This is a genomic window from Ancylobacter novellus DSM 506, from assembly GCF_000092925.1.
GTDB lineage: Bacteria > Pseudomonadota > Alphaproteobacteria > Rhizobiales > Xanthobacteraceae > Ancylobacter > Ancylobacter novellus.
In genome coordinates, this window is the sequence record NC_014217.1 from 2,697,444 (window position 1) to 2,709,811 (window position 12,368).

Below are 12,368 nucleotides of genomic sequence, written 5' to 3' on the forward strand. Positions count from 1 at the left end.
GGCATTCTCCGCGCGAAGCCGCGATCAGGCGGCTCTGCCTGGCCGTCGGGCACCCCGCCGACGGACACGACCGAATCTCCGGCAGGTCTCCTGGCTCGCGGGTCGCCGCCTCGTCGCCGCCTTCCCGGAGAGGTCTCCAGTGGCTTCAGGCGCGGGCTCGCCGCTCACAGTTGCGGGGGCAGCCGCGGAATAGGAACACCCGAGGGCACCCCGCACCGCATTCCCTTTTCATCCCGCCCGAGAGCGGGAACCGTCGATCGCCGCCACTAAAGGAGCCTTGCCGGGGAATGTCAAACCGGCCCGCCAATCCCCATTGCGGCGCGGTATTTGGCCGCTATAGTCGCGGGAGTCGTCGGTTCCCGTGATGCGCACGGGACGCAAGACGGGAACGCGGTGGGACGGAAACCTTCCTTCAAGGTCGATGTCGAATCCGCGGCTGCCCCCGCAACTGTGAGCGGCGAGCCCTCCTCCATCAGCCACTGGCGCAAGCCGGGAAGGCGGGGAAGGGCCGAGACCCGCGAGCCAGGAGACCGGCCGGCGACACAACCGCAGCGACCCTCGGGTGGAGGGTCAAAGGAGCCTGCCATGAACAACCCGCACAGCCGCACCACGGCGGCCTCGTCCCAGTCGGTCGCCGCGCGCGCGATTCCCATCACGCTCGCCGCCCTGCTCGGCATCTTCGTCGTCGGCGGCGTCGGCTTCTCGCAGATCGGGCCGATGCACAACGCGACGCACGACGTGCGTCACGCCGCTGCCTTCCCCTGCCACTGAACGGCGGGGACGTGCAGCCATGTCGCTTTTCAGGACGATTCTGTTCGTCGCCGCGCTCGCCGGCATCGGCACCGGCGTCGTGGTCGCCGCCATCCATCTCTTCACCACCGTGCCGCTGATCGTGCAGGCCGAGACCTTCGAGGGCTCGGCCCCCGAGGAAGCCGTCTCGCACGAGCACGCGCCCGGTACCGCCGCGCATGAGCACTCCCACGACGGCGAGGAATGGGCGCCGGCCGACGGCATCGAGCGCAACGGCCTCACCGTGCTGTTCACCGTGCTGACCGGCTTCGGCTTCGCGCTGCTGCTGGTCGCGGCGAGCGAGCTCACCGGCGGGCTCACCGGCTGGCGGCAGGGCCTGCTCTGGGGTCTCGCGGGCTTTGCCGCCTTCACCCTGGCACCCGGGCTCGGCCTGCCGCCGGAACTTCCGGCCATGCCCGCCGCCGACGTCGCCGCGCGGCAGATGTGGTGGATCGGCACGGCCGCGGCGACCGCCGCCGGCCTCGCCCTCGTGGTCTTCGGCCGTTCGCCGCTGCTCGCCGTGCTGGGCATCGCCCTGATCCTGGCGCCGCAGCTGATCGGCGCGCCGCAGCCCGACAGCTACGAGACGCCGATCCCCGAGGCGCTGCACCACAGCTTCGTGGTCGCCTCGGTGACGGTGAGCCTCATATTCTGGGTGCTGCTCGGCGGCCTCGCCGGCTGGCTGCGCCCGCGCTTCGCCGCGCACGGCGCCTGAACCCCTTATTTCTCCCTGACTGGTCCTTCGACGAGAAGGACCGAGGAGCTTCGATGAACCCGATCCTTCGGCGCGCCGCCGTCATTCCGACCGCCGCGCTGGCGCTTGTCGCCTCGTCCCCCGCCTTCGCCCACCATGCCATGGGCGGCGAAATGCCCTCGACCTTCGGCGAGGGCTTCATTTCCGGTCTCGCCCATCCGGTGATCGGCCCCGACCACCTCGCCTTCCTCGTGGCGGTGGGCGTCGCCACCGCACTGGGCGGCATGCCGCTCTGGCTGCCGATCGTCTTCGTCGCCGCCTCCGCGCTGGGCGTCGGCGTGCACCTCTCGCTCGTCGACCTGCCGGCGGCCGAGCTGGTCGTGGCCGCCAGCGTGCTTCTGGCCGGCTTCCTGCTGGCGCGCGGAGAGCGCGTCGCCACGGGCGCCTGGGCGGTGCTGTTCGCCATCGCCGGCCTGTTCCACGGCTATGCCTATGGCGAGTCGATCGTCGGCGCCGAGCCGACGCCGCTCTATGCCTATCTGGCGGGCCTCGTCCTGATCCAGTCCGCCCTGTCGATCGGCGTCGCGCTGGTCGCCAGCCGCGCTGCCTCCGCCCTCGCCCCGCGCCTTGCCGGCGCGGCCGTGGCCGGCATCGGCTTCGCGGCGGTGATCGGCCAGGTCGTTCCGGGCTGACCGGACCTTCCGCGCCATGGCGCTCACCCTCGTCCTCGGCGGCGCCCGCTCCGGCAAGAGCCGGCACGCCGAGGAACTGGTCGAGCACCTGCCCGGCCCGTGGAGCTATATCGCGACCGCTGAGGCCTATGACGAGGAGATGGGGGAGCGCATCGCGCTCCACCGCTCCCGCCGTGGGATGAGCTGGCAAACGCTCGACGCGCCGCACGAGCTTGCGGGCGCGCTCAAGGGCCTGCCCGCCGGCCGGCCGGTGCTGGTCGACTGCCTGACGCTCTGGCTGACCAACCGCATGCTGGCCGAGGCCGATGTGGAGGCCGAGAGCGCGGTGCTGGCCGAGGCGCTCGCCGCGCGAGACGGCGAGACCATCGTGGTCTCCAACGAGGTCGGGCTGTCCATCGTGCCGGAGAACGCGCTGGCCCGCCGCTTCCGCGACGCGCAGGGCCGGCTGAACCAGATGGTGGCCGCCCGCGCCGGCACCGTGATCTTCATGGTCGCCGGCCTTCCTATGAGGGTGAAGGGATGAGCGAAATCTCCGAAGAGGAAGCCGCCCGCCACCGCGCCAAGATGGAGAAGCGCAAGGCGGTGCAGGACGCCGAGGTGGCGCAGAAGTCCGTCGAGAAGGGCCTGCTGATCGTCCATACCGGCGCCGGCAAGGGCAAGTCGACCGCCGCCTTCGGCCTCGCCCTGCGCGTGCTGGGGCACGGGGGCCGCGTCGGCGTCGTCCAGTTCATCAAGGGCGCCTGGCATTCGGCCGAGCGCGACGCGCTGAAGACCTTCGGCGACCGGGTGGAATGGCACGCCATGGGCGAGGGCTTCACCTGGGAGACGCAGGACCTCGCCCGCGACATCGCCGCCGCCGGGCGCGCGTGGGAAAAGGCGCGCGAACTGATGGCGGACGAGAGCATCGGTCTCGTCATCCTCGACGAGCTCAACATCGCCCTGCGCTACGATTACCTGCCGGTGGAAGACGTCGTGGCCGTGCTCGCCGCACGCCGCGTGGGGCTCCACGTCGTCGTCACCGGCCGTAACGCCAAGCCCGCCTTGATCGAGACCGCCGACCTCGTCACCGAGATGAGCCTGGTGAAGCACCATTTCAAAGCCGGGGTGAAGGCGCAGAAGGGCATCGAGTTCTGATGCGCCCTCCTGTCCGCCCGGCGGTTCGAGCTTGCGGCGGCGCATACCCTTTCACGGGCGAGGCAAAAGGACTGGGTCCCCGGGTCAAGCCCGGGGATGAGGGAAGAGATGCAATGACCAGCCGGACTCCTCGCGTGACGGCAAGGAATTGCACGGTGCGATCTCGCAATTCCGCAGCGACATTCCTATGTCATGGGCGACGCCGGACAATGCGGCGTGGCGCTTTCACGGAGAAACGCTTCGATGCGTTCCACCCCTGTCGCTTACCTGTTCTGGCTGTTCGGCCTGATCGGCATCTGCGGCATCCACCGCTTCTACACCGGCCGCTACTGGACCGGCGCGCTCTGGCTGCTCACCATCGGCCTGCTCGGCATCGGCCAGATCATCGATCTGTTCCTGATCCCCGGCATGGTGCGCGAGGCCAATCTGGAGCGCCGCGTGGATTACCTCGAGGGCCGCGACTACGGCTCGCGCCAGGGCCATCACCACGGCTGATCTCCTCGTCCCCTGAGGGCGCGCGATGAACGCGCCCTCTTCTGCGCGCGCCCTGATGTTCCAGGGCACCGGCTCGGATGTCGGCAAGTCGCTGATTGTCGCCGGCCTCGCCCGCGCCTTCGCCAATCGCGGGCTCAAGGTCCGCCCCTTCAAGCCGCAGAACATGTCGAACAACGCCGCCGTCACCGCCGATGGCGGCGAGATCGGCCGTGCGCAGGCGCTACAGGCCCGCGCCGCGCGGGTCGCTCCCTCCGTCCACATGAACCCGGTGCTCTTGAAGCCGCAGAGCGAGATCGGCGCGCAGGTGGTGGTGCAAGGCCGCGCGCGCGGCAATGCGAGGGCGAGCGAGTACCAGAAGCTGAAGCCCTCGCTGATGGCGGCAGTGCTGGAGAGCTACGAGAAGCTGCGCGCCGAGGCCGACCTCGTGCTGGTGGAGGGCGCCGGCTCGGCCTCCGAGATCAATCTGCGCGCGGCCGACATCGCCAATATGGGTTTTTCCCGCGCCGCCGACGTGCCGGTCATCCTGATCGGCGACATCGACCGCGGCGGCGTCATCGCCAGCCTGGTCGGGACGAAGGCGGTGCTCCCCGAGGACGACGCGGCGATGATCTGCGGCTTCCTGGTCAACCGCTTCCGCGGCGACCCCGCGCTGTTCGCCTCCGGCATGGAAGAGATCGCCGCGCGCACCGGCTGGGAGGCGCTCGGCCTCATCCCCTTCTTCGCGGAGGCCGGCCGCCTGCCGGCCGAAGACGCGCTGGCGCTCGACGCCGCGCGGCCGGCCAAGCCGGGCGCGCGCGTGAAGATCGCCGTCCCCATCCTGCCGCGCATCGCCAATTTCGACGATCTCGACCCGCTGGACGCCGAGCCTTCGGTGGAGGTGGTGCGCGTGCGCCCCGGCACCGCACTGCCGGGCGATGCCGACCTCGTCATCCTGCCCGGCTCGAAATCGACCATCCCCGACCTCGACGACCTGCGCCGCGCCGGCTGGGATATCGACATCCGCGCCCATGTGCGGCGCGGCGGCCGCGTGCTCGGCCTGTGCGGCGGCTACCAGATGCTCGGCCGCACGCTCACCGACCCCGAGGGCGTGGAAGGTCCGCCCGGCACCGTTCCGGGCCTCGGCCTGTTGGAGGTCGACACCGTGCTGACGGCTGAGAAGCGGCTGGTGGCGATCACCGGCTCGGCGGACGGCATCCCCTTTGCCGGCTATGAGATGCATATGGGCGTGACCGAGGGGCCGGGCCGCGCGCGCCCCTTCGCCGTCATCGACGGCGAGGGGCCGGAGGGCGCCGTCTCGCCGAACGGGCGCGTCGTCGGCACCTATGCGCACGGCCTGTTCGCCGACGACCGCCAGCGCGCGCATTGGCTCGCTTTGCTCGGCGCACCGCCGAGCGGGCTCAGCTATGAGGATGGCGTCGACGCCACGCTCGACACCCTCGCCGCCCACCTCGCCGCTTATGTGGACCTGGACCGGCTGCTGGAGCTGGCGCGCTAGCCTCGCGTCATCCCGACCGACCCATGAAGCAAGGCACCCTCATGCCCGGCCCAAGGCCGGGCATGAGGGTGCTCTGTGTCAGATCACCACCGCCAGCGTCAGTATCGCCAGCGCGCCCACCACCACGCCGTCCGCCGCCCGGTACAGCGCCAGCGCGCGGCGGATGTCGGCGCTCGTGCATTCATAGCGCCCGCCCTCGCCCATCAGCCCGTCGACCGAGAGCTTGCCGCCATAGTGGCGCGGGCCGGCGATGGCGATGCCGAGCGCGCCGGCCATCGCCGCTTCCGGCCAGCCGGCATTGGGCGAGCGGTGCTTGGCCGCGTCGCGCCGCATCGCCGTCCACGCCGCGCGCGCCGAGGCGCCGCGCACGAAGATCGCGCCGATCACCACCGCCATGCCGGCGAGCCGCGAGGCCGGCAGGTTGACGAGATCGTCGAAGCGCGCCGAGGCCCAGCCGAAATCGGTGTGCCTGATGTCCTTGTGGCCGATCATGCTGTCGGCGGTGTTCACCGCCTTGTAGATCGCCCCGCCGGCGACCCCGCCGACGCCCATCCACAGGGCCGGCGCGACGACGCCGTCGGAGAAATTCTCCGCGAGGCTCTCGATGGCCGCCCGCGCCACCCCGCCCTCGTCGAGCTTGTCCGGGTCGCGGCCGACGATGTGCGACACCGCCCGGCGGCCGGCTTCCAGGCTCTCCTCCAGCCCGTCGGCGACGCGGGCGACATATTGGTGCAGGCTGCGCTGGGCGAGCAGGGTCGAGCCGGCGAAGGCCGCATAGAGGAAGCCGAGCGGCAGCATGAGCAGCAGTTTCTGCGTCACGAAGCCGGCCGTGCCGGCGAGCGCAACGATGAGCACCAGCGTCGCCACCCCGGCGATCCTGCGGTGGCGCGGGCTGTCGGTGTCGAGGTTGATCTCGCGATCGAGCGCCGCGATCAGCCGGCCCATCCACATCACCGGATGGCCCGCCCGCTCCAGCAGAATGCGGGGATAGCCGATCACGGCCTCGATCAGCAGCGCCGCCAGGGTTAAACCGAGAGTAAGGTCGAGGGCCATCGGAAGTGATTCTCTTGAAGGCTTCCGGTACGCATCGAATCTGCCGGCCGCGCGTACCACCATTTCCGTCCGCGCGCGTGCCATCAAGACCCGCCGCGCGGCTTCCCGCGCCCATCAACCGGATGCTGCGCGCCGCATGAACGCCCCCGTGACCTCGCTCGGCCTGCTGCCGCCGGAAATGGAGCAGCTGAAGCGCGCTAGGCTGCAGGACGTGTTCGGCTTCGACCGCTTCCGCCCCGGCCAGCAGGACGTGGTGGATTCGGTGCTCGCCGGCGTGCCGACGCTGGCGGTGATGCCGACCGGCGCGGGCAAGTCGCTGTGCTACCAGCTCCCCGCGCTGGTGCTGGGCGGGCTCTCCATCGTCGTCTCGCCGCTGATCGCGCTGATGGACGACCAGGTGAACGCGCTGAAATTGCAGGGCGTCGCCGCCGAGGCCATCCATTCTGGGAAGTCCCGCGAGGACAACGTCGCCATCTGGCGCCGCGTGGCGGCGGGCGAGGTGCGCCTGCTCTATCTCGCGCCCGAGCGGCTGCTGACCGAGCGCATGCTGGCGGCGCTGTCCCGCCTCACCCTCGGCCTCGTGGCGGTGGACGAGGCGCACTGCATCTCGCAATGGGGGCATAGCTTCCGCGGCGAATATCTCGGCCTCGGCAAGCTGCGCGAGATCTTCCCCGGCATCCCGCTGGTGGCGCTCACCGCCACCGCCGACAAGGCGACGCGCGACGACATCGTCGAGCGGCTGTTCGGCGGGCAGGCACGGGTCTTCGTCTCCGGCTTCGACCGGCCGAACATCTTCATCGGCGTCGAGGCGAAGAAGGACCCGGCGCGGCAGATCGAGGGCTTCGTGCGGGCGCGCGCCGGCGTCTCCGGCATCGTCTACCGCATCTCCCGCAAGAAGGTGGAGGAGACCGCCGAGCGCCTTTCCGCCGCCGGCATTCGCGCGCTGCCCTATCATGCCGGCCTCACGCCCGAGGTCCGCGCGGCCAATCAGGAGGTCTTCCTCGCCGAGGACGGCATCGTCATGGTGGCCACCGTCGCCTTCGGCATGGGCATCGACAAGTCCGACGTGCGCTACGTGCTGCACGCCGACGCGCCGGGCACGCTGGAGGCCTATTACCAGGAAATCGGCCGCGCCGGCCGCGACGGCGCCCCGGCCGAGGCGCAGCTGCTCTATTCCGCCAGCGACATCGCCACCCGCCGCCGCTTCCTCGACGAGGAGCCCTCCCCGCCCGAGCGCAAGATGGTGGAGGCCCGCCGTCTCGACGCCATGGTCGGCTTCTGCGAGGCGGTGACCTGCCGGCGCGCGGTGCTGCTCGGCTATTTCGGCGAGCGCGCCAAGGCCTGCGGCACCTGCGACGTCTGCCGCGACCCGCCGCAGGTGGTCGACGCCTCGCGCGACGCCCAGCTCGTGCTGCGCCTGGTGCGGGCGACCGGCGAGCGCTATGGCGCGGCCTATATCGCCTCCGTCGTCACCGGCCAGCGCACCGACCAGATCGCCGCTCGCGGCCACGACCGGCTGGCCGATTTCGGCACCGGCGCCGACAAGCCGGCGACCGAATGGCGCGCCTTGCTGCGCCAGCTCGTCGCCACCGGCGCGCTGCATGCCGACCCCGAACGCTTCGGCGCGCTGACCCTCACCGAGGCCGGCGTCTCCGTGCTCGGCGGCACCCGCGCCGTCACCCTGCGCGCGCCCTCGCGCGCCAAGCGCCAGCGCTTCGCCCGTTCGGAAAGCGGGCCGGAGCTGGCGCCGGCCGAGGCGGCGCTGCTCGGCAAGCTCAAGGCGCTGCGCCGCGAGCTCGCCGCCGAGCGCAACGTGCCGGCCTATGTGGTCTTCGCCGACCGCACGCTGGAGGAGATGGCGGTAGAGCACCCGCGCACGCGCACCGAACTCGCCGGGATCAAGGGCGTCGGCGCCGCCAAGCTGGAAGCCTTCGGCATCGCCTTTCTTAAGATTCTCAAAGAATTCTCTTAGAGAATTCTAAGAATAGCGCGCGGGAAGTTTTCCACACGCAAAAGAGTTCACGCGGGCGGATTCTGTCCCTAGACTGCGGTGCAACGGACGAAAAGTCCGGAATGACACCTGTTCCGGGATGGAAATGATGAAGCTCGAACTGTTCACCGCGGCCCTCGCCGCCACGACCCTTCTCGCCGCCGTCAGCGCCGGCGCGCATGGCCCGACCCGCCAGAAGATCTCCGAGAAGATCGAGATCAACGCCCCGCCGGAGAAGGTCTGGGCGGTGGTGTCGAACTTCCAGGACGGCGGCTGGATTCCGGTCGTCGCCAAGACCGAGGGCACCGGCGGCAACGCGCAGGGCGCCACGCGCACCCTGACGCTGAAGAACGGTGCGACGGTCGACGAGGAAGTCGCCAAGCTCGAGCCGGAAAAGATGACCCTCATGTACCGGATCAACAAGGTCGACGTGGCCGTGCTGCCGGTGACGAACTATTCGTCCTGGCTGGTCGTGACGCCGGCGGACGACGGCAAGAAGTCCGAGGTCGAGTGGCGCGGCGCCTTCTACCGCGGCTACCCGAACAACGACCCGCCGCCGGAGCTGAACGACGAAGCCGCCATCAAGGCGGTGACCGGGCTCTACAAGGCCGGGCTGGAATCGCTGAAGAAGCAGATCGAGGGCGGCAGCTGAGGGCTGGGCCTGCGCCGAATGCGCGCCCGGCTTCAGCATCCTTCGAGGCCGCCTTTGGCGGCACCTCAGGATGAGGTCCCTCCAGAGAGCATCCTCATCCTGAGGTGCGAGCGCAGCGAGCCTCGAAGGATGCTCACATGCACGCCGCCTTGGATCGCACAGAAAACATGGATGACGGCGCACCGGGACCAACGGTCATGACAGGAACGCCGTCATGCCCGGGCTTGGCCCGGGCATCCGCGCCTTTCACGGCAGAACGCTTCAAGGCTCCCTCTCCCCGCCCGGGAGAGGGATCGGGTGAGGGGGAAAGCCGTGCGGCTCATCCTCCCGGCCGCATGGCGAGGCAAGTCCCCCTCACCCGCCTTTTTGCCCTGGTCGCCTGCACGCTCCTCGCGCTTCCCGCCGCCGCCGACGAGGCCTTCGTCACCTCGCAGCCGGCGGAGATGCTGTCCGTCGTCGACCTGCCAACGAACAAGGTCGTCGCCACCCTCCCCATCCCCGGCAAGCCGGCCGGCATCGCCGTCTCGCCGGACGGAAAGCGCGCCTTCGTCACCTCGCCCGACGGCAAGGCGCTGAGCATCCTCGACGCCGCCACGCGCAAGGTGGAGCACCGCGTGGACGTCGGCGGCGGGCCGCTCGGCGTCGCCGTGCACCCTTCCGGCAGCCCGGCCTATGTCGCCGACTGGTACCAACACCGCGTCATTGCCGTGGATGCGGCGAGCGGCGCGGTCAAGGGCGAGGTGAAGGTCGGCGATTCCCCCTCCGGCCTCGCGGTGACGCCGGACGGCCGCCTGCTCCTCTCCGCCGACCGCGATTCCGACGCGGTGAGCCTGATCGATACGGCGAGCCTGACCCGCCTCGCCTCGATCAAGGTGGGCGGGCGCCCCTTCGGCGTCACCATCGATGCGGAAGGAAAGCGCGCCTACACCGCCAATGTCGCCTCCAACGACGTCAGCATCATCGACATCGCGGCGGGCAAGCTCATCGGCACGGCGAAGGTCGGCCAGCGGCCCTATGCGGTGGCGCTGGCCAAGGGCCGCGCCTTCGTCACCGACCAGTACGATTCCACGGTCAGCGTGTTCGATCTGGAGACGCTGGCGCCGGTGGCGAAGATCGCGGTCGGCGACTATCCCGAGGGCATCGAGGCGAGCCGCGACGGCGCCTTGGTCTATGTCGCCTGCTGGGAGGCCAACACGCTCGACGTCATCGACACGGCGAGCCTTAAGGTGGTCCGGCAGATCGAGGTCGCCGACGGGCCGCGCGCCTTCGGCGCCTTCATCCGGAAGACGCAGCCCTGAGGGAGACTTGCCTTTCTTGAGCCCTCATCCTGAGGTGCCGTTACACACGCGGCCCGCAGCGACGGGCCTTCGACACGGAAGGGCCGACCGAGATGGAAAAGCAGTTCTGGCACGACAAATGGGAGCGCAACGAGATCGCCTTCCACGGCGGCGAGCCGCATCCGCTGCTGGTGCACAATCTTCCCGCCCTCGGCCTCGCGCCCGGCGCCCGGCTGTTCCTGCCGCTCTGCGGCAAGAGCCTCGACATAGGCTGGCTGCGCGGGCGCGGCTACGAGGTCGCGGCGATCGAGCTCAGCCGGCTCGCCATCGAGCAGCTCTTCGACGAATTGAAGGTCGAGCCGCGCGTGACCGAGGTCGGGCCGCTGGAGCTTTTCGAGGCGGACGGGCTCACCATCTTCGTCGGCGATTTCTTCGATCTCGGCCGCGAGGCGCTGGGCACGGTCGACGCCGTCTATGACCGCGCGGCGCTGGTCGCCCTGCCCGAGCCGATGCGCGAGCGCTATGCCGGGCACCTCGTCCACATGACACATGCGGCGCCGCAGCTGCTGATCACCTTCGACTACGACCCCTCGCTGCTGGTCGGCCCGCCCTTCTGCGTGCCCGAGCACGAGGTGCGCCGGCACTATGGCGCCGCCTACCACATTCGCGGCCTCGGCCGGCATGAGGTGAAGGGCGGCATACGCGGCGTCGGGCCGATCTTCGAGGAAGTCTGGCTGATGGAGCGGCGCTGAGGGGGCCGCATTGACTGCGGCCAGTCCCCTTTCCCTCATGGCCGGGCTTGACCCGGCCACCCAGTGACCGGGCGCACTCAGTCCCCTGGGTCCCCGGGTCAAGCCCGGGGATGAGGGAAGTTGGGAAGAGCCTGCGAAAGTAGCTGAGGCCTCAGATCGCGTAGTCGCCCGGCTGCTGGGCCGGCGGGGCCTTGGTGTCGACGCCGGGACCGGCGGGCGGGAACAGGCGGGCGCGGTCGAGCCGCACCGCCACCGGCTCGCCGATCGGCACCCGCACGGTCGGGGCGATGTCGGCCTCGAACAGCGCCGAGCCCACCTCCACCTCCACCCGGCGGATGGCACCGTGGCGGCGGAAGCCGCGCACCGCGCCCTTCAGCCCCGGCGTGCCCGGCAGGCCGAGCGAGACGTCGTGCGGGCGCACATAGAGCAGCGCCGGCCCGTCCGGCACCGGCTGGGTGGCGGCGGCGATGGCGGTGGAGCCGGCGACGGCGACGCCGTCCCTCACCTCGACCTCGATGCGGCTGGATTCGCCCATGAAGCCGAACACGGCGGCGGTGGCCGGCTGGTCATAGACGTCGTCGGGCGTGCCGACCTGCTCGATCCGGCCCTTGCCCATCACCACCACGCGGTCGGCGAGCTCGAGCGCCTCCTCCTGGTCGTGGGTGACGAAAAGCGTGGTGTGGCCGGTGCGGTCGTGCAGCTCGCGCAGCCATTTGCGCAGCTCCTTGCGCACCAGCGCGTCGAGCGCGCCGAAGGGCTCGTCGAGCAGCAGCACCTTCGGCTCGATCGCCAGCGCGCGGGCCAGCGCCACGCGCTGCCGCTGGCCGCCGGATAGCTGCGCCGGGAAGCGCCCGCCATAGGAATCGAGCTGCACGAGCGCGAGAAGTTCCGCGACGCGCTTGTTGATCTCGCCTTCCGAAGGCCGCTCGGCGCGCGGGCGCGAGCGCAGGCCGAAGGCGATGTTCTCGGCGACGTTCATGTGGCGGAACAGCGCGTAGTTCTGGAACACGAAGCCGATGCCGCGCCGGCGCACCGGGACCGAGAGCGCGTCCTGGCCGTCGAAGAACACGCGGCCATGGCTCGGCTGCTCCAGCCCGGCGACGATGCGCAGAAGCGTGGTCTTGCCCGATCCGGACGGGCCGAGCAGCGCCACCAGCTCGCTCGGCTTGACCTCGAGCGACACGTCGGAAAGCGCCGGCGCGCCGCTGCCGAAACTCTTGCCGACCTGGTCGATCGTCACCGCGACGGTCATGAATTCACTCTTAATTGGTGTACTAAATGGAATTGTCCGCAAGATATCTGAAAATTTGCGGCTGTGAACCCCTGCGATATGGCGCAAAGCCTG

General features: G+C 70.3%; 13 protein-coding genes and 2 riboswitches. Of the genes, 11 read left to right on the forward strand and 2 right to left on the reverse strand.

The genetic code is table 11. From position 1 onward, the window contains the following. Positions 1 to 63 precede the first annotated feature (63 nt). A riboswitch (cobalamin riboswitch) is annotated at positions 64 to 270 on the reverse strand. A 66-nt stretch (positions 271 to 336) separates the two neighbouring features. Further along, a riboswitch (cobalamin riboswitch) is annotated at positions 337 to 553 on the forward strand. Positions 554 to 585: 32 nt separating this feature from the next. From SNOV_RS12850 to SNOV_RS12880, 7 genes are all read left to right on the forward strand, one after another. Then, positions 586 to 771, forward strand: a complete 186-nt coding sequence (locus tag SNOV_RS12850) for a CbtB domain-containing protein (RefSeq protein ID WP_013167372.1) — start codon at positions 586 to 588, stop codon at positions 769 to 771. A 19-nt stretch (positions 772 to 790) separates the two neighbouring features. Then, positions 791 to 1,504 (forward strand): CbtA family protein, encoded by a 714-nt coding sequence (locus tag SNOV_RS12855; protein WP_013167373.1) that lies wholly within the window; start codon positions 791 to 793, stop codon positions 1,502 to 1,504. Between the two features lie 53 nt (positions 1,505 to 1,557). Continuing rightward, positions 1,558 to 2,175, forward strand: coding sequence for a HupE/UreJ family protein (locus SNOV_RS12860; RefSeq protein WP_013167374.1), 618 nt, complete (start codon positions 1,558 to 1,560; stop codon positions 2,173 to 2,175). Between the two features lie 16 nt (positions 2,176 to 2,191). Further along, the gene (gene cobU / locus SNOV_RS12865; RefSeq protein WP_013167375.1) at positions 2,192 to 2,698 is read left to right on the forward strand and encodes a bifunctional adenosylcobinamide kinase/adenosylcobinamide-phosphate guanylyltransferase; all 507 of its coding nucleotides are present in this window, start codon (positions 2,192 to 2,194) and stop codon (positions 2,696 to 2,698) included. Next, positions 2,695 to 3,309: a cob(I)yrinic acid a,c-diamide adenosyltransferase gene (cobO, locus tag SNOV_RS12870; protein ID WP_013167376.1), complete on the forward strand. Its 615-nt coding sequence runs from the start codon at positions 2,695 to 2,697 to the stop codon at positions 3,307 to 3,309. Before cobU ends, cobO begins: the two co-directional genes overlap by 4 nt. Before the next feature lie 243 nt (positions 3,310 to 3,552). After that, the gene (locus tag SNOV_RS12875; protein WP_013167377.1) at positions 3,553 to 3,804 is read left to right on the forward strand and encodes an NINE protein; all 252 of its coding nucleotides are present in this window, start codon (positions 3,553 to 3,555) and stop codon (positions 3,802 to 3,804) included. A 25-nt stretch (positions 3,805 to 3,829) separates the two neighbouring features. Next, complete coding sequence (locus SNOV_RS12880) at positions 3,830 to 5,299, forward strand: cobyric acid synthase (protein ID WP_013167378.1); 1,470 nt, start codon at positions 3,830 to 3,832, stop codon at positions 5,297 to 5,299. A gap of 78 nt (positions 5,300 to 5,377) precedes the next feature. Here the strand turns inward: SNOV_RS12880 and cbiB are convergent, their stop codons facing one another. Continuing rightward, positions 5,378 to 6,352, reverse strand: coding sequence for an adenosylcobinamide-phosphate synthase CbiB (cbiB, locus tag SNOV_RS12885; protein ID WP_013167379.1), 975 nt, complete (start codon positions 6,350 to 6,352; stop codon positions 5,378 to 5,380). A 136-nt stretch (positions 6,353 to 6,488) separates the two neighbouring features. Here cbiB and recQ point away from each other — a divergent pair, with 136 nt between their 5' ends. The 4 genes from recQ (at position 6,489) to tmpT (ending at position 11,023) form a co-directional block, all read left to right on the forward strand. Continuing rightward, the gene (recQ, locus tag SNOV_RS12890; RefSeq protein ID WP_013167380.1) at positions 6,489 to 8,324 is read left to right on the forward strand and encodes a DNA helicase RecQ; all 1,836 of its coding nucleotides are present in this window, start codon (positions 6,489 to 6,491) and stop codon (positions 8,322 to 8,324) included. Between the two features lie 127 nt (positions 8,325 to 8,451). Beyond that, on the forward strand, positions 8,452 to 8,994 hold the full coding sequence (locus tag SNOV_RS12895) for an SRPBCC family protein (RefSeq protein WP_013167381.1): 543 nt from the start codon (positions 8,452 to 8,454) through the stop codon (positions 8,992 to 8,994). A 335-nt stretch (positions 8,995 to 9,329) separates the two neighbouring features. Further along, the gene (locus SNOV_RS12900) at positions 9,330 to 10,292 is read left to right on the forward strand and encodes a YVTN family beta-propeller repeat protein (RefSeq protein WP_013167382.1); all 963 of its coding nucleotides are present in this window, start codon (positions 9,330 to 9,332) and stop codon (positions 10,290 to 10,292) included. Between the two features lie 92 nt (positions 10,293 to 10,384). Beyond that, entirely contained in the window at positions 10,385 to 11,023 is a 639-nt protein-coding gene (gene tmpT, locus SNOV_RS12905) for a thiopurine S-methyltransferase (protein WP_013167383.1), read from the forward strand. A 151-nt stretch (positions 11,024 to 11,174) separates the two neighbouring features. Here tmpT and SNOV_RS12910 read toward each other — a convergent pair whose 3' ends face one another. Then, on the reverse strand, positions 11,175 to 12,275 hold the full coding sequence (locus SNOV_RS12910) for a sulfate/molybdate ABC transporter ATP-binding protein (RefSeq protein WP_013167384.1): 1,101 nt from the start codon (positions 12,273 to 12,275) through the stop codon (positions 11,175 to 11,177). Between the last annotated feature and the right edge of the window lie 93 nt (positions 12,276 to 12,368).